The organism is Acinetobacter sp. F16 (assembly GCF_052712855.1).
On record NZ_JBRATK010000011.1, the window covers coordinates 44904 to 67574 of the forward strand.

Annotated in this window: 22 protein-coding genes and 1 tRNA gene; 10 read left to right on the forward strand and 13 right to left on the reverse strand. The window is 39.6% G+C overall.

Going from position 1 to position 22671, the window contains the following annotated elements; genetic code table 11:
• Positions 1-29 precede the first annotated feature (29 nt).
• The 3 genes from exaC to ACU0NF_RS08290 all read left to right on the forward strand — a co-directional run bounded on the left by exaC (position 30) and on the right by ACU0NF_RS08290 (position 3109).
• Entirely contained in the window at positions 30-1541 is a 1512-nt protein-coding gene (exaC, locus tag ACU0NF_RS08280; protein WP_445660781.1) for an acetaldehyde dehydrogenase ExaC, read from the forward strand.
• 151 nt (positions 1542-1692) lie between these two features.
• Positions 1693-2424 (forward strand): glutamine amidotransferase, encoded by a 732-nt coding sequence (locus tag ACU0NF_RS08285; RefSeq protein WP_445660782.1) that lies wholly within the window; start codon positions 1693-1695, stop codon positions 2422-2424.
• A gap of 61 nt (positions 2425-2485) precedes the next feature.
• Complete coding sequence (locus tag ACU0NF_RS08290; protein ID WP_445660783.1) at positions 2486-3109, forward strand: LysE family transporter; 624 nt, start codon at positions 2486-2488, stop codon at positions 3107-3109.
• Between the two features lie 56 nt (positions 3110-3165).
• Here the strand turns inward: ACU0NF_RS08290 and ACU0NF_RS08295 are convergent, their stop codons facing one another.
• The 3 genes from ACU0NF_RS08295 to tkt all read right to left on the reverse strand — a co-directional run bounded on the left by ACU0NF_RS08295 (position 3166) and on the right by tkt (position 6568).
• Positions 3166-3750, reverse strand: coding sequence for a YceI family protein (locus ACU0NF_RS08295; RefSeq protein ID WP_445660784.1), 585 nt, complete (start codon positions 3748-3750; stop codon positions 3166-3168).
• A gap of 450 nt (positions 3751-4200) precedes the next feature.
• A complete protein-coding gene (locus ACU0NF_RS08300) occupies positions 4201-4416 on the reverse strand; it encodes a hypothetical protein (RefSeq protein ID WP_067724440.1) in 216 nt (71 codons plus the stop codon).
• A 163-nt stretch (positions 4417-4579) separates the two neighbouring features.
• Positions 4580-6568, reverse strand: a complete 1989-nt coding sequence (gene tkt / locus ACU0NF_RS08305; protein ID WP_445660785.1) for a transketolase — start codon at positions 6566-6568, stop codon at positions 4580-4582.
• 873 nt (positions 6569-7441) lie between these two features.
• Here tkt and metK point away from each other — a divergent pair.
• Complete coding sequence (metK, locus tag ACU0NF_RS08310; RefSeq protein WP_131383658.1) at positions 7442-8608, forward strand: methionine adenosyltransferase; 1167 nt, start codon at positions 7442-7444, stop codon at positions 8606-8608.
• 51 nt (positions 8609-8659) lie between these two features.
• On the opposite strand, the gene ACU0NF_RS08315 is transcribed toward metK, so the two are convergent.
• On the reverse strand, positions 8660-8905 hold the full coding sequence (locus ACU0NF_RS08315; RefSeq protein WP_171535501.1) for a hypothetical protein: 246 nt from the start codon (positions 8903-8905) through the stop codon (positions 8660-8662).
• A gap of 323 nt (positions 8906-9228) precedes the next feature.
• Here ACU0NF_RS08315 and ACU0NF_RS08320 point away from each other — a divergent pair, with 323 nt between their 5' ends.
• Positions 9229-9417 (forward strand): hypothetical protein, encoded by a 189-nt coding sequence (locus ACU0NF_RS08320; protein ID WP_445660786.1) that lies wholly within the window; start codon positions 9229-9231, stop codon positions 9415-9417.
• Here the strand turns inward: ACU0NF_RS08320 and ACU0NF_RS08325 are convergent.
• Complete coding sequence (locus ACU0NF_RS08325) at positions 9414-10052, reverse strand: LysE family transporter (RefSeq protein WP_445660787.1); 639 nt, start codon at positions 10050-10052, stop codon at positions 9414-9416. The genes ACU0NF_RS08320 and ACU0NF_RS08325 overlap by 4 nt on opposite strands.
• 158 nt (positions 10053-10210) lie before the next feature.
• Complete coding sequence (locus ACU0NF_RS08330; RefSeq protein ID WP_131383664.1) at positions 10211-10792, reverse strand: FxsA family protein; 582 nt, start codon at positions 10790-10792, stop codon at positions 10211-10213.
• Between the two features lie 122 nt (positions 10793-10914).
• Here ACU0NF_RS08330 and ruvC point away from each other — a divergent pair, with 122 nt between their 5' ends.
• Complete coding sequence (gene ruvC / locus ACU0NF_RS08335; protein WP_131266622.1) at positions 10915-11457, forward strand: crossover junction endodeoxyribonuclease RuvC; 543 nt, start codon at positions 10915-10917, stop codon at positions 11455-11457.
• Between the two features lie 8 nt (positions 11458-11465).
• On the opposite strand, the gene ACU0NF_RS08340 is transcribed toward ruvC, so the two are convergent.
• Genes ACU0NF_RS08340 through ACU0NF_RS08350 form a run of 3 tightly spaced genes read right to left on the reverse strand, consistent with a single transcriptional unit; the run spans position 11466 to position 13590 of the window.
• Positions 11466-11801 (reverse strand): hypothetical protein, encoded by a 336-nt coding sequence (locus ACU0NF_RS08340; protein ID WP_445660788.1) that lies wholly within the window; start codon positions 11799-11801, stop codon positions 11466-11468.
• Positions 11802-11834: 33 nt separating this feature from the next.
• Positions 11835-12110, reverse strand: coding sequence for an acylphosphatase (locus ACU0NF_RS08345; protein WP_445660789.1), 276 nt, complete (start codon positions 12108-12110; stop codon positions 11835-11837).
• Positions 12103-13590: an NAD(P)H-hydrate dehydratase gene (locus tag ACU0NF_RS08350; protein WP_445660790.1), complete on the reverse strand. Its 1488-nt coding sequence runs from the start codon at positions 13588-13590 to the stop codon at positions 12103-12105. Before ACU0NF_RS08350 ends, ACU0NF_RS08345 begins: the two co-directional genes overlap by 8 nt.
• A gap of 23 nt (positions 13591-13613) precedes the next feature.
• Here ACU0NF_RS08350 and queG point away from each other — a divergent pair, with 23 nt between their 5' ends.
• Together queG and bioB are read left to right on the forward strand one after the other, a co-directional pair.
• Entirely contained in the window at positions 13614-14726 is a 1113-nt protein-coding gene (gene queG, locus ACU0NF_RS08355) for a tRNA epoxyqueuosine(34) reductase QueG (RefSeq protein ID WP_445660791.1), read from the forward strand.
• Between the two features lie 284 nt (positions 14727-15010).
• The gene (gene bioB / locus ACU0NF_RS08360; RefSeq protein ID WP_445660792.1) at positions 15011-16000 is read left to right on the forward strand and encodes a biotin synthase BioB; all 990 of its coding nucleotides are present in this window, start codon (positions 15011-15013) and stop codon (positions 15998-16000) included.
• Positions 16001-16124: 124 nt separating this feature from the next.
• On the opposite strand, the gene ACU0NF_RS08365 is transcribed toward bioB, so the two are convergent.
• From ACU0NF_RS08365 to ACU0NF_RS08375, 3 genes are all read right to left on the reverse strand, one after another.
• Positions 16125-16349 (reverse strand): hypothetical protein, encoded by a 225-nt coding sequence (locus ACU0NF_RS08365; protein WP_445660793.1) that lies wholly within the window; start codon positions 16347-16349, stop codon positions 16125-16127.
• Between the two features lie 714 nt (positions 16350-17063).
• The gene (locus tag ACU0NF_RS08370) at positions 17064-19268 is read right to left on the reverse strand and encodes an OsmC domain/YcaO domain-containing protein (protein ID WP_445660794.1); all 2205 of its coding nucleotides are present in this window, start codon (positions 19266-19268) and stop codon (positions 17064-17066) included.
• Positions 19269-19724: 456 nt separating this feature from the next.
• Positions 19725-19801: transfer RNA gene (locus ACU0NF_RS08375), tRNA-Ile, on the reverse strand.
• Between the two features lie 803 nt (positions 19802-20604).
• Between ACU0NF_RS08375 and ACU0NF_RS08380 the strand changes: the two genes are divergently transcribed.
• Positions 20605-21168 carry a 1-acyl-sn-glycerol-3-phosphate acyltransferase gene (locus tag ACU0NF_RS08380; RefSeq protein WP_445660795.1) on the forward strand — a complete coding sequence of 188 codons (564 nt, stop codon included), beginning with the start codon at positions 20605-20607 and terminating at the stop codon, positions 21166-21168.
• A 113-nt stretch (positions 21169-21281) separates the two neighbouring features.
• Complete coding sequence (locus tag ACU0NF_RS08385) at positions 21282-22031, forward strand: YebC/PmpR family DNA-binding transcriptional regulator (protein WP_445660796.1); 750 nt, start codon at positions 21282-21284, stop codon at positions 22029-22031.
• 119 nt (positions 22032-22150) lie between these two features.
• On the opposite strand, the gene ACU0NF_RS08390 is transcribed toward ACU0NF_RS08385, so the two are convergent.
• Positions 22151-22621: an Lrp/AsnC family transcriptional regulator gene (locus ACU0NF_RS08390; RefSeq protein ID WP_445660797.1), complete on the reverse strand. Its 471-nt coding sequence runs from the start codon at positions 22619-22621 to the stop codon at positions 22151-22153.
• Positions 22622-22671: the final 50 nt, after the last annotated feature.

A 22671-nucleotide genomic window follows, 5' to 3' on the forward strand; every position in this document is an offset into this window, starting at 1 on the left:
AACACTAAAATAAGCAAAGGAAAATTCATATGCGTTACGTCGATCCTAATCAACCTGGTTCAAAAGTTCAGTTTAAAGCCCAATATGAAAACTTCATTGGTGGACAATGGGTAGCACCCACAAAAGGTGAATACTTTGACAATATTTCTCCTGTCGACGGTAAGGTATTTACTAAAGTTCCGCGCTCGAGTGTAGAAGATATTGAGCTAGCACTGGATGCAGCACATAAAGCCAAAGAACAATGGAACAAATCTTCTCCTACCACCCGTTCCAATATGCTGTTAAAAATTGCAGACCGTTTAGAAGCCAATTTAGAGCTTTTGGCTGTAGCTGAGACTTGGGATAACGGTAAACCGATCCGTGAAACCCTGGCTGCCGATATTCCTTTGGCGATTGACCATTTCCGCTACTTTGCCGGCTGTATCCGCGCGCAGGAAGGTGGCATTTCAGAAATTGATGAAGATACCATTGCCTACCATTTCCATGAGCCTTTAGGCGTGGTTGGACAAATTATTCCCTGGAACTTCCCTATTTTAATGGCGACCTGGAAACTGGCACCGGCTTTGGCGGCGGGTAACTGTATTGTGCTGAAACCGGCAGAACAGACCCCGGCCAGTATTCTGGTTCTGGTTGAACTGATCCAAGACCTGCTGCCTGAAGGTGTATTAAACATTGTCAATGGTTATGGTGTTGAAGTGGGTCGTCCACTTGCGACCAATCCACGGATCGCCAAAATTGCATTTACCGGTTCAACGGCGGTTGGCCAGCAGATTATGCAATATGCGACCGAGAACATTATTCCGGTCACCCTTGAACTGGGCGGTAAATCACCGAATCTTTTCTTTGAAGATGTCATGGCAGAAGATGATGACTTCTTAGATAAAGCGCTGGAAGGTTTTGTCATGTTTGCACTCAATCAGGGTGAAATTTGTACCTGTCCTTCTCGTGCATTGGTTCAGGAAAGCATTGCCGATCAATTCCTGGAAAAAGCCGTAGAGCGTGTGAAACGGATTAAGACCGGTCATCCACTCGATACAGATACCATGATTGGTGCGCAAGCCTCTCAAGAACAGCAGGATAAAATCTTGGGCTGTATCGCAACAGGTCGTGCAGAGGGCGCTGAAATATTGACGGGTGGTGGCGAACGTCACGAAGTGGGCCAAGGTTTCTACATTGAACCGACCATTTTCAAAGGCACCAATGACATGAGAACTTTCCAGGAAGAAATTTTTGGACCGGTACTTGCGGTTGCTACATTTAAAGACTTTGATGATGCGATCAAAATCGCCAACGACACTATTTATGGTTTAGGTGCCGGTGTCTGGTCGCGTTCAGCACACACTTCTTACCGTGCCGGTCGTGCCATTCAGGCCGGTCGTGTATGGACCAACTGTTATCACATCTACCCTGCACATGCGGCATTCGGTGGTTATAAAAAATCGGGCATTGGGCGTGAAAACCACAAGATGATGCTTGATCATTACCAGCAAACTAAAAACCTGCTGGTGAGCTATGCGACCAAACCGATGGGCTTCTTCTAAAAATATATTGGTATAACACATTAAAAAAGCGAACTTCGGTTCGCTTTTTTAATGATTGCAGATCATTAAGCAAATCATTTCGCTTGAAACCTTCATTTTTATTCAGATTCGGGCTAAATTTCTCTTATTCCAAATATCTTGAAAAAATAGTATGACTACAATCTCTCCAGACTTTCCAGACACCATTTATGCCATTCAACATCTTGCCTTTGAAGACCTGGGTGTAATGGAAGATGTCTTTTATCAACTCGGCTTTCGGGTCCGTTATTTTGAAGCCGGTGTAGATGAGCTAAGCAAAGCATTTCAGCATAAAGGTTTGACCATTATTTTAGGCGGACCGATTGGTGTTTATGAAACGGCTGACTATCCATTCTTACAACAAGAAATTGACTTACTAAAAGTTCGTTTAGAAGAAAATTTACCAACCCTTGGCATTTGTTTAGGTGCTCAACTGATTGCGCATGCTTTGGGTGCAAAAGTCTATGCCGGTCATCAAAAGGAAATCGGCTGGAGCAAACTGAGCATTTCAAATACGCCAAACAACTTGCTTGCGCCATTAACTGACACGCCTGTTTTACACTGGCATGGTGATACCTTTGATTTGCCTGAACAGGCTAAATTATTGGCAAGCTCTGATGTTTATCCAAACCAGGCTTTTTCGGTAGGTAAAAATATTCTGGCTCTGCAATTTCATTTGGAAGTTGCGGCAGAGAGCTTGGAAAAATGGCTCATTGGCCATACCAGTGAACTGCGTAAAGCTGAGATTCATATTCCTTCTTTACGTGCTGACAATGAAAAATATGCCATGTCCTTAGAAACCGTTGCTACAGAAATTTTACGAAACTATATGAAGCAAATCATGCAGCAAGGGTTGAGTAAATAAACTTTAATTTATGATCTAATTCATTTATAAGGGTGTCATTCATTTATATAAGTTCCTGATGATGACACCTTTAATCAGTATTGCGCTCATTCACTTCTTTGCATTGATCAGTCCAGGTCCAGATTTTTTCTTCGTCACGCAAAGTGCAATTCGCCAGTCCAGATCGCATGCCCTGTTTGCTGCTTTAGGTATTTCACTGAGCATTTTGGTCTGGTCCATTTGTGCAATCAGCGGTCTACATTACCTTTTTCAAAAGATGGCATGGTTGCAACAGGTATTAACGATTTTAGGTGGAATATACCTTTTTTATCTCGGTATTCAGCTGTTTAAATCCCCCCTAAGCAAACCGCAAGATTCAGTGTCACCTGTACACGCGTCACCGTCTAAATCAAGATTGACTCTGCTCTTGCAAGGCTTCTTGACCAATATGGCCAACCCGAAAGCACTGGTCTATTTCAGTAGTGTTTTTGCCTTGGCCATCAATACCGATGCTCCATTAAGCACCCAAAGCTCATTACTTTTTCTCATCTGGATTGAAAGTTTAATCTGGTTTGCTTTAGTGGCCTATCTATTTTCATGGCAAAAAATGAATGCCTATTACCAACGCTTCAGCAACTGGATAGATGGTTTAACCGGTGGCATTTTTATCAGTTTTGGTTGTTATCTCATTCTGAATCGAGATTAAAATTAAATAAAAAAGCACCATGAAAGGTGCTTTTTTTATTTTAGAGCATTTTAGGCTTATTTTTTCGCAGGAATTGATGCTTCAGTGGTAATGTTTACGGTAATTTTATCGCCTACATTTGGAACATAACCACCAACACCAAAGGCTGAACGGTTAAATGAAGTGGTTGCATTGAAACCAACAGTTTGTAGTTTAGTCATTGGATGTACGGCTTGTTTATTTAATACCGCATCTAAAACTACAGGTTTAGTCACATCTTTCACGGTTAAATTACCAGTGATTCTGTATTTGTTTTTGCCTAGGGCCTGAACTTTAGTACTTTTAAAAGTGATGTTTGGATATTTGGCAGCATCAAAGAAGTCTGCACCTTTAATATGATCATCCAATGCCTTTACATTGGTATTGATGCTTGCAACTGGAATGTTAACATTTACCGATGAGTTTGCTGGCTTTTCATTATCGACGTTAATCGTACCTTGAATGTCAGAAAAGTTCGCAGATGGTGTAGAGAAACCAAAGTGGCTCCAAGAGAAAACAGTTGCTGAATGGCCTGGATCAATTTGGTAAGCCACGGGTTTTGCCAACGATAAAGTTGCAACTGAGGCAACCGCCAAACCTAAAGTTATTGCTTTAAAATTCATGTGTTGTTATCTCGCTTTGGAATGGTTGTTAGTCTATAGGTTTCTTATCTTAATTCACTGGTATAGATAAAACGATATGTTTCAAGAATAGAACAATCATTCGGCTTTGCAGATAAACCTAATATACATATAAATTAATTAGTTTTAATTTATTGATAAAATTAAATAAATATTTTTAATTCACTTTTATGATTCTATTCCCATGCCTGATTTACATGATGCTTTTAATAATTTTCGAATCATTTAATACAAAAAAATACACAGTTTAGAGGGCTTTATATTAGAAGTGGTTCATGGCCGCCCTGCTGACGCTTGACTGACTTAATCTATTTACTGACTTAATCTATTTAAAGTTAAACTGGTGAACAATTTAAAAAATATGAGAGATGATGAATATAGGGCTAAAATAATTAAAGCCCCATATAGGGGCTTTTAAAGATGAATCATCTTCTACAACTTTTCAACCAGAACACGATCGACTTGTTTTAAGCCTGTGTGCTTTTCACGATTTTGGCGACGCACTTTAATCACTTTTTCTTCGTCCAGCTCTTTCAGCATCAATACTACGGCCATCATGCTTTCCAGGGGGAGATCCTGACCGATCCACTTTTGCTCACCGGGTTCCATTAAAGTGATTTCATCACTAATTTGGTTATAAAGGCTCATATTTTCCTCACTTATGCTGAATAAATACCATCTCAAAATGAATACTCAATGAATGGCATCACTATATACTTATTCCTAAAAACTGCTAGAACAATATCGTTAAAAATTCATTAAAATAAAAACGCCCCATATGGGGCGTTTTCACTGATTTAATCTTTTAGAATTAAGCAGTAATTTCTTTTACTGCAGCAACGACAGCATCAGTTGTAATGCCGAAGTGTTGGTATAAGTCTTTCGCAGGAGCAGATTCACCATAAGTCATCATACCGATCACACGACCGTCAAGACCTACAAATTTCCACCAGTAATCCACATGTGCAGCTTCAACAGCTACACGTGCACGGATGTGAGATGGAAGAACCGCTTCACGGTAAGCTGCATCTTGCTTAACGAATTCTTCAGCACACGGCATAGAAACCACACGCACACCTTCAAGTTGTGCATACGCTTCCATCGCAAGAGATACTTCAGAACCTGTTGCAATGATGATGGCTTTTAATTCACCTTTTTCTTCAGCCAATACATAACCACCTTTGGCAACATCAGCAATTTGAGCATCCGTACGCGCTTGGAATGGCAAGTTTTGACGAGAGAAAATTAACGCAGTTGGACCTTCAGAACGTAAAAGTGCAGATTTCCAAGAAATCGCGGCTTCAACGGTGTCACATGGACGCCAAGTATTTAAGTTTGGTGTACCACGTAAAGAGGCAATTTGTTCTACCGGTTGATGTGTAGGACCATCTTCACCCAGACCAATTGAGTCATGGGTATACACATGAATCACGCGTTGTTTCATGAGTGCAGACATACGTACTGCATTACGTGCATATTCCATGAACATCAGGAATGTTGCTACGTAAGGGATGAAACCACCGTGCAGTGCAACACCATTGGCAATGGCAGTCATACCGAACTCACGTACGCCATAGTGTACGTAGTTACCCGCTGGATTGTCCTGAATGCCTTGTGCACCTTTCCAAAGTGTCAGGTTAGAACCTGCAAGGTCCGCAGAACCGCCTAAAATTTCAGGAAGTTGTGGAGCAAAAGCCTGAATCGCTGCTTGGCTGGCTTTACGTGTTGCAACTGTTTCGCCTTTTGCATTCACTTCAGCAATATAGGCATCTGCTTTGGCAGCAAAGTCAGCCGGTAAATCACCAGAGATACGGCGTTTAAGTTCCGCAGCTTCTGTTGGGTATTTAGCAGCATAGGCTGCAAATACTTCATTCCAGGCAGCTTCAGATTGAGCACCTTTTTCTTTGGCATCCCAAGCAGCATAGACGTCTGCAGGAATAACAAATGCTTCGTCTGACCAGCCTAAAGCTTCACGAGTCAATACAATTTCGTCATTACCTAAAGGCGCACCATGACAGTCTTCTTTACCCTGTTTGTTTGGTGAACCCAAACCAATCACTGTTTTACACATGATTAAGGTTGGTTTAGCAGATTCAGCTTTAGCATCCAAGGTTGCTTGACGGATTGCAGCAGAATCATGACCATCAACTTTAAGCACTTGCCAGCCGTAAGATTGGAAACGTTGTTCTGTATCGTCAGAGAACCAGCCTTCAACTTCACCATCAATTGAAATGCCGTTGTCGTCATAGTAAGCAATGAGTTTGCCTAGACCTAAAGTACCTGCCAATGAACATGCTTCGTGTGAAACACCTTCCATTAGACAGCCATCACCTAAGAAACAGTAAGTGAAATGGTCAACCACTTTAATGTCGTCTTTGTTGAATTGAGCTGCTAAGGTTTTTTCTGCCAAAGCAAAACCAACTGCATTGGCAATACCCTGACCAAGTGGACCAGTCGTAGTTTCAATCCCGGGTGCATAACCCAATTCAGGGTGACCTGGCGTTTTAGAATGTAATTGACGGAATTGTTGAAGATCCGCAATTGAAAGCTCATAACCGGTTAAATGTAATAATGCATACTGAAGCATAGAGCCATGACCGTTCGACAATACAAAACGGTCACGGTTCGCCCATTGTGGATTTGTTGGGTTATGATTTAAAAATTCGCGCCATACTACATCAGCGATATCTGCCATCCCCATTGGAGCACCTGGATGTCCTGAATTTGCTTTTTGCACAGCATCCATTGCCAATACACGAATTGCGTTTGCAATACGACGTTCGTTAAGCGGGGTTGTCATAGGTCAGAGTCCAACTAAATCGTTTAAAGAAGATGATGAATAGGAAAATTCAAAGCTGGCTATATTGTCTTAAAAAAACAGCAAGGGGTAAAGCCTAATAGTCAACATTTCAACATTTATTCGTGACTATAGATGTTATATGCATATTTAAATGCAGGTAGCGTTCAATTTCACATCGCTTTTAAATTTGTAAGCGCTCAGTAAAAGCTTTAATTTATTTGATTTAAGACTAATAGCTAATATTTTAACGATAAGTCAGCTTAATTTATTCAATGAGAACATTTTTCAAACATTTCTCTGATTAAAAGAATTATTTTTTTCACTGACCCATTCATTGATAAGTTCCACCGAATTAGTAGTCTTAATAAGCGAGCCTCAACAAGTTTGCATCAAACCCAATTGATCAATTAACCTGCAACAAGCACATAAGTTGAATAAAATTCATCTTTAAAAAGATTTAATGAAAAATATATTTATTTAAAATTGATGTTTTCTGACTGTTTTTATTACGCATATAAATTTAATTAATCCATATAAAAACAATGCTGCAATATAATTTATATGAATTAATATCTTGATAATAATCATTATATTTATACAGAAACTTTAACAGGCAATCTTAACAATACGATTTCAATTTCTAGTAAATACGCTTTGAGTCGCGGATTAAATATTTAGCCTATAAAAATTTTCATCGCTAGAATTGCAACTTTAAAGCCCAATTTGTGCTGCTTATCAGTTTTTTAGATGCATATATCAATTAAAAAGTCGTGAAATTGAAATAATTTCAGTCATTTTGGTCGTGTAGAACTAGTCCAAAAGTCTAACTCGATGTAACATATCGGGTCTTTAAAATTAACTGTGATAGGACTTATGCGCGAGTATGCTGTATTTACCTCGGAATCTGTAAGCGAAGGCCATCCGGATAAAATGGCTGACCAAATCAGTGACGCTATTTTGGATGCAATCTTAACAGAAGACCCATATGCACGGGTTGCTTGTGAAACGCTTGTCAAAACGGGTGCGGTAGTACTTGCCGGTGAAATCACAACAACTGCAAATGTTGACTTCGAAGCAATTGTACGTCAAACCGTAAATGGAATTGGTTATCACCATTCTGATCTTGGTTTTGATGGTTCAACCTGTGCTGTCATTAACATGATTGGTAAACAATCTCCTGAAATTGCTCAAGGTGTGGACCGTCAAAAACCTGAAGATCAAGGTGCTGGCGACCAAGGCCTGATGTTTGGTTATGCAAGCCGTGAAACTGACGTTTTAATGCCTGCTCCTATTTCTTATGCACATCGCTTAATGGAAAAACAGGCTGAACTACGCCGTAATGGCCGTTTACCTTGGTTACGTCCAGATGCGAAAAGTCAGGTGACTTTTGCCTATGAAAATGGCATGCCGGTTCGTTTAGACGCGGTTGTACTCTCTACCCAACACGATCCTGAAATTACTCAAGCCAATCTGAAAGAAGCTGTGATTGAAGAAATCGTGAAGAAAGTGATTCCTGCTGAAATGTTCCATGCAGACACCAAATTCCACATCAACCCAACCGGGATGTTTGTGATTGGTGGTCCTGTAGGTGACTGCGGTTTAACCGGCCGTAAAATCATTGTAGATACTTACGGTGGTATGGCACGTCATGGTGGTGGTGCTTTCTCTGGTAAAGATCCATCTAAAGTCGACCGTTCTGCTGCTTATGCAGGTCGTTATGTGGCGAAAAACATCGTTGCTGCCGGTCTGGCGGATAAATGTGAAATCCAGGTGTCTTATGCAATTGGTGTTGCAGAGCCAACTTCTATTTCAATCAATACCTTTAATACAGCAAAAGTATCTGAAGAATTGATCATTGCGTTGGTACGTGAACATTTTGACTTACGTCCATATGGTATTACCCGTATGCTTGATCTGATTCAACCGATGTACAAGCAAACTGCTGCTTATGGTCACTTTGGCCGTCAAGGTTCAGACACTGCATTTACATGGGAAAAAACAGATAAAGTGGAAGCGCTTAAAGCCTCTGCCGGACTGTAATTTTTCCATAAAAAAGCCCACATCTGTGGGCTTTTTTTACGTAAAAAATCATTATTTCGGCTTTCCTCCCTGTTGTAAAACTTCTAATAATGAAATTTGCACAGGCGTTTCTTGATGATCCTGTAAATAGACATGCACGATTTTAAAAATGATGACCGCTGCAAGACAGGTCAAAACGCAAAAAATCCAGAAACCATAGGGACTTTTAATATTATGTGAACCGCAATTTGTACATTCTTTATGATGGGTTGACTCAACAACCTGATCACAACACGCACAATGATATTGATATAGCATAGCTATGCTCCTACATTACGCACATTCTTGTTTTTATATTTCCATCCTATTATTTGATGGAGGGTAATATCGATAAAATCTTATGTGACTCTTTATGAAGATACAAGTCTAGTTATCAATAACTAAAATATACCCAAAAGAATCGTTTCTCCAATTTTATTTATAAATTATTCATTTATATAAAAAATTAATTCTTTAATTCAATTTTAAATACATCATTTGTAACACAATGCAATGAACCAAGTTGTGAATATGAAAATTACCAAAACTATATACCGCTCGCCTTTTTAGGTAAAATGGCTGGCAATAATCTGGAGTGTATGATGGTTCAACTGATTAAAAAAGGGGGGTTACGCGAACGTGCCAACCGTAGCCGCAGCTATAAAGGTTCAGAAAATACTGAAGCAACCTTAAAGCCCAATCGCTATTCTCAAGGCGAAAAAAATGAGGAAGTCGGTACTACCACTCCCCCATATACGCAAATCACGGATGAGTCTAATAAAAAAGACTAAAACATCGCTAATGCATCAAGCCCTAACCAAATGGCAAAAATCAGGAATAATCCTCCCGAAATAATATCGATATAACTGCCCGAACGCTGATACGCAGTTTTGATTTTTGGCATCGACATAATCAGCATGAACAATGCAAAAACCAGAAAAGTCTGGATTGGAATAATCACTGCAAGCTGGGTTTTTAAATGCGCCGATGCAGATGAACTTAAGGCCAAAGAAAATACACTGCTAAAATAAATCAGGGTCTTAGGATTGGATAAATTGGTAAATAATCCCAATAAAAAGTGGTTTTTAGAATCTGATGCAGCGAGTTGTTGAGCATCATCCAGATTGGTTTCTTGCTTCAAGGTTTTTAAACCGCCATTCAGCATGGCCCAACCCATGCGCGCCAGAAACACGCCACCCAGCAACATTAAAACCTGTTGTATCCATGAAAATTGCTCCATCAACACAGTAAAGCCAAGCAGCGTCAGGACGACCCAAACCACAATACCGACTGAAATACCCAAAATAATTTTTAATGTATTTGTCCTTGAAGTCGAGGCTGAACTTTTAGCAATCAGTAAAACGTCCGGCCCGGGGCTAAGCTGTGCAACAAAATGCAGCGCACAAATGGTCAAAAGCAATGACATAGAATGAGGGGAGATTTTTAAAAAATATATTATATCGTTTGTTCAATTTTTTGCATGCTTTAACGGCTTACCCGTCATACAAATATCAAAAGCATAAAAAAGCCGAATCATCAGGATTCGGCTTTTAAATTAACTTTTAAAAATATGGATTAATAAACTTATTTATTCACATCTTTCATTTCAATTTTTTTCGCATCTGGCGTTACTTCGCGTGCTTCACCATCAATAATGCTAGAGTCATGACGCGGTGCACCACCTTGCTGCTGTTGCATATCCTGCATTTGACGCATCATATCCGCAAATGGGTTTTGGCCTTGCGCGCCCCCGCCCATGCCATTCATATCGCCCATCATGCCACCCATCATTTTATCCATCATGATTTGCTGGCGTTTTGCCATGGTTTTCATCATGGCATTTTTAAATACATTTTGAACCGCTGGAATTAAAATCAGCACGGCCAGGACATCGCTGATTAAGCCCGGAATAAGCAAGAACAAGCCTGCCAGAATTTTTGGCAGATTCCCGGTTAATGCAGGATCGCCACTCATTTGCCCCATACGCATTTGCTGCATCTGAGGCATTAAACCTGCCGAATATTTGCGAATCAGATTTATCCCGATAAAAAAGGCAGCAACAAACCAGAAAAACACGTACCACATACTACCGACGAGGTCACCCACGCCAATCCAGACAAAGACTTCAAGGATTAAGCCAGCTAAAACAATAAGAAATAATTTCATAAAAATTAATCAAATCTCAATAAAATAAATAGGGTGCAATATACAAGTGCTTAATCACGATCAAGCTTTTTTGATACGCTTATGTAACAATATGGGCATTATTCTATTTTTAAAGTCTTTATATGTCATTAATTATTGGTATCGATCCGGGTTCACGCATGACAGGCTACGGTATTATCGAAAAAGATGGGCAAAAATTGACTTTTGTAGATGCAGGAACCATTCGTACCGAAACCCCGGAAATGCCTGAACGCTTAAAACGAATTTTTGCAGGTGTAGAACGTATTGTTAAATTTCATGGTCCGACCGAAGCCGCAGTCGAACAGGTCTTTATGGCAGTAAATCCTGACTCTGCACTCAAGCTTGGTCAAGCCCGTGGCGCTGCCATAGCCGCGTTGGTGAATCTGGATTTACAAGTCGCTGAATATACCGCACGACAGATTAAACAGTCCGTGGTGGGTTATGGTGCGGCAGATAAAGAACAAGTTCAGATGATGGTGATGCGCATTTTAAATTTAAGCATTAAACCGCAACAAGATGCTGCCGATGCTTTAGCCGCCGCAATTTGCCATGCGCATGCTTCAGGCAGCATGAGTAAAATGGCGGTACTCAATGCCTTAGGCGGTATGGCACGTGGACGTAGCCGTACCAGCAGAAGACGCTAAACCGGATTTTATAAATACGGCGCGAAATCTTTACGCATTTCACTCATCGAGGGTTGCTTGGGATAAGTAAAAGTGACTCTCCGGCCGAAGTTTCTTATATTCTTTTTCTGGTTGGGATCAATCCGGATCAAAACCAGTTCCTCAAGTTGATTGCGAGGGTTCATTTCGCAAATCATAATGGTTTGATTCCTTTCAACGACTGTATATTTCGGGAATTCTTTTTGCACGATGTCTTTAAATGACACATTACTTGAGCGACTAGAATTCCCGCCCCGTTGTGTGTAAATCACCATCACAATACAAATTATGATCACAACTGCAACTACCAGATATTTATCCATCATTTCCTTCTTATTTTCTTTTTATCAACGTTCTATTCAGCGCAACATTTGAAATGTGGCAAAATCCTGTGCTTGATCAAATTCACTTTGACTGATCTTTGAAACCTCGGCACGTGATGGACCCGTATAACTCCGTTGAATAATTGCATGAAGCTGATTTTCTGTACCGACTATGACGGCTTCAACTTCACCGCTGTCCAGATTCTTTACATAGCCTTTGATTTCCAATGCTAAAGCTTGCTGTTCAAACCAGCGGCGATAGCCGACACCTTGCACTTTGCCATGAATGGTTAACTTAATCGCCTTATTCATCATGACTCCGATTGACCACATGATAAACCGCTGCATTCATATGATGTGCCTGCAGACCACGCATTCCTTTAATCGCCAACCAGTCCCCGGCCAAAGCATGTAAAGTGACAATTTCATGCAGATGAATTTTTCCGGAAAATTGCGCCTTTAAACTGGCGACCATGCCTGCCAGCACATCGCCCATACCACCGGTTCCCATCCCTGCATTGCCTTTCGTGCAAATCCAGAGCTGATCTTCTAAAATTAAACTGCCTGCACCTTTAAGCACCCATTGTCCGGCATACTTTTCCTGAAGTTGATGAATCGCTGCAATGCGGTCATGTTCAATCTGTTTCACCGAACAATTTAAAAGCTTTGCCGCTTCACCCGGATGCGGTGTTGCATAAGAATCTGCTTTTAATACTTCAGGATGCTCCGCTAGGAACCATAAAGCATCGGCATCCAGCACCACATGTAAATGTTCAGCCGTGTTGACCTTCGGAAACCATTTAAAATATTGCTGTTCTGACCAGGGATCTCGCCCGAGTCCCATACCAAAACTGACCGCATCCACATGCGCTAATAATTGTTGAGTCTCAATTTCGCTCAAGGCATTGATATCACGCAGCATAATATTCGGTGAACGTGCCAAAATTGCCATGTGATGTTTTTCATGACAGACAATCGTGACTTTTCCGGCTCCTGCACTAAAGGCAGATTCTGCCGCCATCATCACCGCACCGCCCATATCCGCATGTCCGCCAACAACCAGTACATGGCCATAACTACCCTTATGTCCAAAAGCTTCACGTTGCGGAAGTGAAATAGAGGGTGCTGAAAGTTGCGCGACTGGATTTAAATCTTCATCTGTCGGAATCAGGGAAATGACATCAACCTGCCCTGCAAACTCTTTGCCTTGGCCAGTAAATAACCCTGCTTTTAAACCTAAAACTGAATAGGTGTAATCGGCTTTGATCGCACACGGTAATGGCTGACCGCTATTGGCCTGCAAGCCGCTCGGAACATCAATGGCAATTTTTAAAGCAGATTGCGCATTGATGCTTTGAATAACCTGTTGCCAATCCGGACTGAGTTCACGATTTAAGCCAATACCAAATAAGGCATCGATATAGCAGTCATATTGTTTTTGAAACTCAAAACCTGAATGAATTTTTATTTTTGCAGCTAGCGCTTCTTGATACGCATGATGTAAATCTGTTGAAGATCCTAATTCAGCGGCATAAATCTCGACATGAAAACCGGCTTGTTTTAAATATTTAGCCGTTAAATATCCATCACCTGCATTATTGCCTTGACCGCAACACAGCGCGATTGTTTTTATTTGATGTTGCTGAATAATAGGAAGTAAGCACTGCGCAATCATCCAGGCCACTTGCTGCATTAAGCCATAAGAACTGTTTTGCTTGGCAAACCAGCGTTGCTCCCATGCTTGAATACTTTGGCTCAAATAAACTGGGCTATGATAAACTTGCTGACGCATTGTTCTTCCCTTCTTGTTAAATTATGGCAACATCTACACCGTCACAGAAAATACCTTTAGATCAATATGATCCTGAAGCGCTAAAAGCGTGGATTAAAGCTCAAGCTTTGCAGTTAGGCTTCAGTGATTGTGTCATTGCCAAACCTGATGCTCAAGAAGAATTACCGCGTCTTCAAGAATATTTAAAGCGTGGTTATCATGGCGACATGAAATTTCTGGAAGAAAATCTGGAAAAACGCGCTGATCCAACTTTACTGGTTCCCGGCACCAAAAGCGTTATTTGTGTACGAATGAACTATCTGGTGGAAACGCCTAAACCACGTTATGTACCTGATGAACCCAATGCAGCCATCATTGCGCGCTATGCCCGTGGTCGCGATTATCATAAAACCATGCGCGGCCGCTTAAAAAATTTAGCCAGCATCATTCGTGAAAAGGTTGGAGATTTTGAATCACGCCCTTTTGCTGACTCTGCGCCAGTATTTGAAAAATCTTTGGCAGAAAATGCCGGCATGGGCTGGACAGGTAAACATACTTTACTGATTCAGAAAAAATCAGGTTCCTTTTTTGTTTTGGGTGAACTGTTTACTTCGCTGGATTTGCCCTTCGATTTACCTGCCACCCAGCATTGTGGCTCTTGCACAGCCTGTATTGACATATGTCCAACTCAGGCCATTGTTGAACCTTATATGCTCGATGCACGTAAATGCATTGCTTATTTGACCATTGAATATAAAGGCATCATTGCTGAAGAATTACGTCGAGGTATTGGCAATCGTGTTTTTGGCTGTGATGATTGCCAATTGATTTGTCCTTGGAATAGTTTTGCCAAAAAAGCCACGATTGAAGATTTTAATCCACGACATGGTTTAGATCAGATCAATTTGCTGGATTTGTGGCACTGGGATGAAGCGACCTTTTTAGCCAATACCGAAGGCAGTCCAATACGGCGCACGGGTTATCAAAGCTTTATGCGAAATATTGCGATTGGTTTAGGCAACGCCCCATTTTCCCATGAAATAATTGAAACTTTAAAGCAAAGCCGTGAGTTACATGATGAGATTGTGCAAGTCCATATTGATTGGGCAATTCAGGAACAATTGATTAAATCTAATCAAGGGCTTAACTTATTATAAGATATTTTCTTAAATTTCACTTTTCTAGATATGCGCAAAGTTTTATTCTTATAAAAAAATTAGCGTCCAGTTCACTGCAAACTAAAAAATAACACAAAAAACTTTGCAACTATATTTACAGCAATTAAAGTTACTTTGTAACTAAATATACAATCTTATAATTATCGAATTCATTTCAAATTAATCGATAGATACCATCAAATTTGGCTTTTTATGCCTTTCGATTTCACACAAATTGGGTATGATAAAAAATAATAAATAATGATGATTATGGATTTTCACCAATGAACGTACGTAATGACTGGACACGTGAAGAAATTCAGGCTTTATATAATCAGCCTTTTTTAGATTTAGTTTTTGAAGCACAGCGCATTCATCGTGAACACTTTGATCCAAACACCATTCAAGTCAGTACATTGCTTTCAATTAAAACCGGTAAATGCCCTGAAGATTGCAAGTATTGCTCACAATCAGCACGTTATGATTCAAAACTTGAAGCTGAAAAACGTATAGCTGTCGATAAAGTGATTCAAGAAGCCAAAGAAGCGCTTGCTTCAGGTTCTTCACGTTTTTGTATGGGTGCAGCTTGGCGTAATCCCCATGAACGCGATATGCCTTATGTGTTAGAAATGGTCAGTGAAGTGAAAGCACTCGGCTTAGAAACCTGTATGACTTTAGGAATGCTTAATCAGTCACAAGCGGAACGCCTGAGTGAAGCGGGTTTAGACTATTACAACCATAACCTCGACACCTCTCGTGAATATTACCCCAATGTGATTACCACACGCTCTTATGATGATCGTTTAAATACCTTGGACCATGTCCGTCAAGCGGGCATGAAAGTCTGTAGTGGCGGTATTGTGGGCTTAGGTGAAAACAGTAAAGATCGGATTGGTCTTTTGTACGAACTCGCAACGTTGCCGATTCACCCAGAATCTGTGCCCATCAACATGCTCGTCCCGATTGAAGGCACTCCGCTTGCAGATGTAGAAAAGCTTGATATAACGGAATGGATTCGTACTATTGCTGTGGCGCGAATTATTATGCCAAAGAGTTATATTCGTCTCTCTGCAGGTCGCGAGTCTTTGTCTGATGCCGATCAAGCCTTGGCCTTCATGGCGGGTGCCAACTCATTGTTCTCGGGTGAAAAGCTTTTGACCACCCCGAATGCGGGTGAAGGTAAAGACAAACAGTTATTTGATAAGTTAGGCTTGGTAGCAGAAAAAGCCAAACCAAGTATTAAAGAATTGTCAGTCGATGCCATGGCAGGTTAAATGGTTTATTCTGATCGTTGATAAAAAGCCCGGAATGGGCTTTTTTTTCTGCGGAAAAGTGATGCTGCCATATTATTCTGACAATTTTTTCTGCGACATTACTTTGCCACATTAATCTGCCACACTATCCTACAAAGTTATGTGCAGTAATTAAAATGCCATAACTCGCATTCAGATAATCTCCCATCCGAATGATGTCTGTACCATTGGCATGCTGCACCGTCAATTCTTGAGTAATGGCATCATAAGTGAATGAGTCAAAACTGTCTTGATGATGACACAACCAGGTTAATGTATCTTGCAGATGCTCATCCAAAATGTAAGTTTTTGCTTTAAAGTCTTTGTTCATTGGCCTTAGCCTTGCCTAAGTAAAAAGTTTTACTTGGCAATTATTACCAATTTTGTGCTAAAAACAAAGAAATGGGCAAAAGCCCACTTCTTTGTTATACATAGAATTCAATTAAAGCGGCTTATCTCCACACTTTCTGCATTCCTTATAATGTTCCCCAATTTCTTCCATGTGCTCATATTCATAGACATGTAAACAAAATAATTTCATAAGCAATTGAAGCATTTTCTAAACTCCTTTTTTGATTGTTTTTAAAAGTCATTTTTTTAAATACATTTCTTCCTGAAAACTACAATGTGATTAAAAAAACATCACAGCTATTTATTACCACATTTTTTTGAAAATTCAAATAAATTTGCAATAATTTTTAAGGTAAATTACAAAATAAGCGAGAATTAAACTCATTTAAATAATGACTTATTCTTGATCCCAAGTTAAGTACAATCATTAAAACCCTTATAAATAAAAAGGTTTATGAAATTCAATATTTGGTAGATATACAAAGAAGAGAAGCATTCACTCGCCTGCTGTATTTAAAAATTTAGCTGGTAAATAATAAAAATAAGCCGAATGATTTGATTCATTCGGCTTATTGCTGATACGCAGATGCTTAGAATAGAAAACAGGATAATATTTTTTAAATGTATTTCTTTTTATATCAAAAACATATAAGCAACCTCTTAATACTCATGATTGCCCTCTCCTGCATCATTTCTATTTTGATCCAGCTACGAACTTCTTGCGTGCTGCATGGAGCTTTTTATAGCTGTCGATCAGACGTAAATGACGGTCTAAGCCTTCCAGTTTCATACTGGTTTCAGTTAAACCATGGAAGCGGATACTGCCATCCATAGAACCAATCACGGCATCCATACGTTCATCACCAAACATACGACGGAAATTGCTTTCATAATCATCCAAATCCATGTCATCATCAAGTTCAACTTCAAGAACAACATTTAAGCATTGGTAGAATAAACCGCGTTCAACCGTATTGGTGTTGTATTGCAGGAACTGTTCAACCAAGTCTTTCGCTTCTTCAAATTGCTGTAAGGCAATATAAATAAGAAGCTTAAATTCCAGAATAGTCAGCTGCCCCCAAACGGTATTGTCATCAAATTCAATACCAATCAAGGTCACGATATCGGTGTAATCATCAGACTCACATTCTTCTAGACGCTCAACCAAAGCTTCAAGCTGTTCATCATCCAAACGATGGATATTTAAGATGTCTTCGCGGAACTGAAGCGCTTTATTGGTATTGTCCCAGATAAGATCTTCAACCAGATAAATTTCCGAATAACCCGGCACCAAGATCCGGCAAGCAGTTGCACCTAAATGCTGATACACCGCCATATAGACTTCTTTGCCCATCTCTTCGAGAATGCCAAACATGGTTGCCGCTTCTTCCGCATTGGCATTTTCACCTTCAGAAGTGAAATCCCATTCAACAAATTCATAATCGGATTTTGAGCTAAAGAAACGCCAAGACACTAGACCGCTTGAATCAATAAAATGCTCTACAAAGTTATTCGGTTCAGTGACTGCATTGCTGCTAAAGGTGGGTTTTGGCAGATCATTCAGACCTTCAAAACTACGGCCTTGCAATAGCTCAGTCAGGCTGCGCTCTAAAGCCACTTCCAGTTTTGGATGCGCACCAAAAGAGGCAAATACACCACCAGTACGTGGATTCATTAAGGTCACGCACATCACTGGATATTTCCCGCCCAATGAAGCATCTTTAACCAAGACCGGGAAGCCTTGTTCTTCCAGACCTTTAATACCTGCCACAATGCCTGGATATTTCGCCAATACATCTTCTGGTACATCTGGAAGTGCAATCTCGCCTTCTAAAATTTCACGTTTCACCGCACGTTCAAAAATTTCAGACAAACACTGTACTTGTGCTTCGGCCAAGGTATTGCCGGCACTCATGCCATTACTTAGATACAAGTTTTCAATCAGGTTCGAGGGGAAATAAACCACTTCATCATCGGACTGACGCACGAATGGCAATGAACAGATTCCGCGCTCAGTATTGCCTGAGTTGGTATCGTACAAATGCGTACCGAGCAGTTCATCTTCAGGATTGTAAATCTCTAAAGTATATTCATCCAAAATTTCTTTTGGTAATTGACCTTGTGGGCCTGGCTTAAACCATTTTTCATCTGGATAATGTACAAATTCAGCATTGGCAATGTCTTCACCCCAAAACTGATCGTTGTAGAAGAAGTTACAGTTGAGACGTTCAATGAATTCCCCGAGCGCAGATGCCAAAGCGCTTTCTTTGGTTGAACCTTTACCGTTGGTAAAGCACATTGGCGATTGTGCATCACGAACATGCAAAGACCACACGTTCGGCACGATGTTACGCCATGAAGCGATTTCAATCTTCATGCCGAGACCAGCCAAAATACCCGACATATTGGCAATAGTTTCTTCTAATGGCAGATCTTTACCGGGAATAAAGGTACTGCTTTCAGATGTTAAACTTGGCATCAACAAAGCTTGTGCATCAGCATCAATGCTTTCCACTTCTTCAATGATAAATTCAGGACCTGTTTGGATCACTTTTTTAACCGTACAACGGTCGATTGAACGCAAAATACCCTGGCGGTCTTTTTCTGAAATGTCCGCAGGTAGTTCCACCTGAATTTTAAAAATTTGTTTGTAGCGGTTTTCTGGATCTATGATGTTGTTTTGCGACAGACGAATATTATCAGTCGGAATATCACGCGCTGCACAATACACCTTGACAAAGTAAGCGGCACATAAAGCAGATGATGCAAGAAAATAATCGAATGGCCCGGGTGCTGAACCATCACCTTTATAACGAATTGGTTGGTCGGCAATTACCGTAAAATCATCGAACTTGGCTTCTTGTCGAAGGTTGTCGAGATAATTGACCTTAATTTCCATGTTGGCACCTAAATATTCTTATGTGCCACTGTGGACCCATAAGATTCTAAATATTGAAACATAAGCCGAATCACGGAAAGAATTGACTTAAAAAAGACTAACTCGCATCATCCGTTTGGTGACCACACCGAAGAGCTGATACTTGTAATGATGAGCGATATTATAGAGTGATTTGCTTAGATTGATAACTTTTGTCTGTCTTTACAGATGATTTATAAAAAATGCTTAAAACAAGAATAACTTAGATAAAGCCTTCGATTGGTTCTTAATCATTTCTACTTTGAGATACATAAACTGAGTTTTAGAACATGTATCAATCGTTATATTTATGATTGAGGATATACAGGAGGTATTCCCATGCGAAGTTATATGAAATTAAACAAAGCAATAAAAAACCCTTAACTCTTTTAGAATTAAGGGTTTAGATTTCATATGAGTTCATATGATTATAAAATTTGGTGGGCCCAGACAGACTTGAACTGTCGACCAACGGATTATGAGTCCGCTGCTCTAACCAACTGAGCTATAGGCCCTGATAAGCCGAAATTGTTATATATCAACAAGTTCAAGCGAGGCAATACTAACGAAGATTTTTTCAAAAAACAAGCATTTTTGCTTACACTTGCACACTAACGCAACAATTGTTTTTATAGCTTGTTTTTTTTCATAAATTCTTTATTTATCACTAAAATTAAAAACAGATCATTTTTCTATTTTTAGGAATATATTTATTCAACAGAACGGCTTTCCTGCCGCTTCTAAAAGGCTGATATTGAAAATTACACAAAAAGGGAAATAATGACTTTATTATACTTATAAGGTCTTAATTAATCATTCAACCCTTATTTTTTAATAGAGATTTAAAAAATAAACCGAGCAATTAATTTTTTAAAAAGTTTAATTTTCAGCTCACTTCAGAACCAAAATTATGTTTTTTACGAGATTCCAAGCGAATTTCGATTAAAGACCATACAATAACCAGCATAAATAATCCAAATGCCAATAGAAAAGTCGAAAAATACATCATTCTTTTCAATCCTCATTAAACCGAAGCGAAGTTGAACAACGTGTTCAAAAACTTTTATCTTCGACAAAAGTCTAATAGGTATTTTTTGATCTGAACAGCCCTTCCAAGCCATTATTAAGTCTTAATTTATATTAACTAATATATTTAAACTATTTATTCATGTTTATTTATATATAAAAACAATTAATATCGCCATTTTATTAACTATATACCCATCTATTTATTTGTTCATTTTAAACACATCACCTCTTGACTATAAATACGAACAGGCAGAAATTAGCTGACTTTCGAATTATCTAATTTCCTCCTATGTTAAAAAAATTTCTTGGTGAATCTGCATTTAAACTTGCGGGATGGACTTATCATGTTGAACCAGATGTACTTGAGAATAAACAAGTCATTGTTGGCTTTGAACATACATCGATGATGGATGCAGTTCTCTCGCTTGCCCTGTTCCAAATTTTTGATATGAAAATTCATACCCTGATTAAAAAAGAATTATTTAAGGGACCGATGAAACCATTATTAGAAGCCATTGGCGGGATTGCAGTCGATCGTAAAGCCAATAAAGATATCGTGTCTGTTATGGTTGAGCATTTTCAGCAAAATGAAAAATTCAATCTGGTGATTGCGCCTGAAGCCACCCGTGCGAAAACAGGTGAAACTAGAAGACCGATTCGTACCGGCTTTTGGCATATTGCCAAAGCAGCCGGTGTTCCTATCGTTTTAATGTATGCCAATTCCAATACCAAGCAAGGCGGCATTTTAGGCAAAATATACCCAACTGAAATCAATCATGACCTAGCTTTGCTTAAACAGCTCTATAAAGACAAGGTGGGTTTGGATATTGTGATACCAGAATCTAAAAACTAAGTGATATTTGTATAAAAACTCAAAAGCCAGCCCTTTCTAAGAAAAAAGGGCTTATGGTAGAATTTAACACATTCGATTAGGCATAAAGCCGATCTACAAGGAGCATATTTCGCATGGCGGGTCATTCCAAGTGGGCCAATATTAAGCATCGCAAAGCAAAACAAGATGCGAGCCGTGGTAAAGTTTTTACCAAATATATTCGTGAATTAACAACTGCTGCAAAACTCGGCGGCCCAGATGTGGGAAGTAACCCGCGTCTACGTGCTGTTGTCGAAAAAGCACTGTCTGTAAATATGACACGTGATGTGATCAACCGTGCTATTCAACGTGGTGCGGGTGGTGATGATAACGACGAGTTAAAAGAAGTCACTTATGAAGGTTATGGTGTTGGTGGCGTAGCTGTCCTGGTCGAAACAATGACAGACAATTTAAACCGTACTGTACCTGACGTTCGTCATTGCTTCTCCAAAACCAATGGTAACTTAGGTACAGCAGGCTCAGTGGCTTACCTCTTTACCAAACGTGGTGAAATTACTTTTGAAGATGTTTCTTTAGAAGATAAAATCATGGATGTAGCTTTAGAAGCAGGCGCTGAAGATATTGAAGTGGATGAAGATGAAATCTTGGTCATCACCACACCTGAATCATTCGGTGATGTACAGGATGCTTTATCTGCTGCCGGTCTTAAGTCTGACAACGCTGAAGTTGTGATGAGCCCATCCACTAAAGCAGAAATCACAGATATCGATCAAGCAAAACTCATCTTGAAAATGATTGATATGTTTGAAGATCTTGATGATGTTCAAAACGTTTATACCAATGTAGAATTTTCAGATGAAGTTTTAGAACAGTTGGATGCTTGATTGCATTGACCCGTTTTACATCTGTTATAAAAAACGCACCGTATGGTGCGTTTTTTATCTTCAAAACAAGAAATGAATGAGAGGCTCAATTACTAAAATTACAGATTGAATAAAATCTGTTACACCCGGTTGAGTAAGCCACTACAGTTCAACACGTTATATTCTTTAATCACAAAGCTTGAATGCAGCGCCATGACATGCTCAATTTTACCAATCCGTTTTAAAAGAATTTCACTATAATTTTCCATATCTTTTGCGACCACTTCGACAATAAAATCGGCAGATTGACCTGTCACTAAAAAAGCATTAATTACTTCCGGAATATTTTCTAATTCTTCTAAAAACTTGGCAAAAGTATCGGTATCATGTTTGTTTAAAGACACTTGTAATAGAACATGCAGGCTAAAACCCAACTTGGCATAGTTAATATCACGCTTTAAATGGGTCATGATATTGGCTTCAATCAGATGCTTGATCCGCCGATGCACAGAACTTACGGAAAGATTAATCCGTTCTGAAAGTTCATTTAAATTCACATCTTCCTGATTCAAAATTTCCAGGATTTGTTTATCAAAACGATCCAATTCCATTTTTATGCTCTTTCTCAATAATCAATAGATGCGCAAAATATTGCGCCCTC

Bases quoted from the DNA above. Each gene is read 5' to 3' on its own strand.
- exaC (WP_445660781.1), top strand. From the start codon at position 30: ATGCGTTACGTCGATCCTAATCAACCTGGTTCAAAAGTTCAGTTTAAA.
- ACU0NF_RS08285 (WP_445660782.1), top strand. From the start codon at position 1,693: ATGACTACAATCTCTCCAGACTTTCCAGACACCATTTATGCCATTCAA.
- ACU0NF_RS08290 (WP_445660783.1), top strand. From the start codon at position 2,486: ATGACACCTTTAATCAGTATTGCGCTCATTCACTTCTTTGCATTGATC.
- ACU0NF_RS08295 (WP_445660784.1), bottom strand. From the start codon at position 3,750: ATGAATTTTAAAGCAATAACTTTAGGTTTGGCGGTTGCCTCAGTTGCA.
- ACU0NF_RS08300 (WP_067724440.1), bottom strand. From the start codon at position 4,416: ATGAGCCTTTATAACCAAATTAGTGATGAAATCACTTTAATGGAACCC.
- tkt (WP_445660785.1), bottom strand. From the start codon at position 6,568: ATGACAACCCCGCTTAACGAACGTCGTATTGCAAACGCAATTCGTGTA.
- metK (WP_131383658.1), top strand. From the start codon at position 7,442: ATGCGCGAGTATGCTGTATTTACCTCGGAATCTGTAAGCGAAGGCCAT.
- ACU0NF_RS08315 (WP_171535501.1), bottom strand. From the start codon at position 8,905: ATGCTATATCAATATCATTGTGCGTGTTGTGATCAGGTTGTTGAGTCA.
- ACU0NF_RS08320 (WP_445660786.1), top strand. From the start codon at position 9,229: ATGGTTCAACTGATTAAAAAAGGGGGGTTACGCGAACGTGCCAACCGT.
- ACU0NF_RS08325 (WP_445660787.1), bottom strand. From the start codon at position 10,052: ATGTCATTGCTTTTGACCATTTGTGCGCTGCATTTTGTTGCACAGCTT.
- ACU0NF_RS08330 (WP_131383664.1), bottom strand. From the start codon at position 10,792: ATGAAATTATTTCTTATTGTTTTAGCTGGCTTAATCCTTGAAGTCTTT.
- ruvC (WP_131266622.1), top strand. From the start codon at position 10,915: ATGTCATTAATTATTGGTATCGATCCGGGTTCACGCATGACAGGCTAC.
- ACU0NF_RS08340 (WP_445660788.1), bottom strand. From the start codon at position 11,801: ATGATGGATAAATATCTGGTAGTTGCAGTTGTGATCATAATTTGTATT.
- ACU0NF_RS08345 (WP_445660789.1), bottom strand. From the start codon at position 12,110: ATGAATAAGGCGATTAAGTTAACCATTCATGGCAAAGTGCAAGGTGTC.
- ACU0NF_RS08350 (WP_445660790.1), bottom strand. From the start codon at position 13,590: ATGCGTCAGCAAGTTTATCATAGCCCAGTTTATTTGAGCCAAAGTATT.
- queG (WP_445660791.1), top strand. From the start codon at position 13,614: ATGGCAACATCTACACCGTCACAGAAAATACCTTTAGATCAATATGAT.
- bioB (WP_445660792.1), top strand. From the start codon at position 15,011: ATGAACGTACGTAATGACTGGACACGTGAAGAAATTCAGGCTTTATAT.
- ACU0NF_RS08365 (WP_445660793.1), bottom strand. From the start codon at position 16,349: ATGAACAAAGACTTTAAAGCAAAAACTTACATTTTGGATGAGCATCTG.
- ACU0NF_RS08370 (WP_445660794.1), bottom strand. From the start codon at position 19,268: ATGGAAATTAAGGTCAATTATCTCGACAACCTTCGACAAGAAGCCAAG.
- ACU0NF_RS08380 (WP_445660795.1), top strand. From the start codon at position 20,605: ATGTTAAAAAAATTTCTTGGTGAATCTGCATTTAAACTTGCGGGATGG.
- ACU0NF_RS08385 (WP_445660796.1), top strand. From the start codon at position 21,282: ATGGCGGGTCATTCCAAGTGGGCCAATATTAAGCATCGCAAAGCAAAA.
- ACU0NF_RS08390 (WP_445660797.1), bottom strand. From the start codon at position 22,621: ATGGAATTGGATCGTTTTGATAAACAAATCCTGGAAATTTTGAATCAG.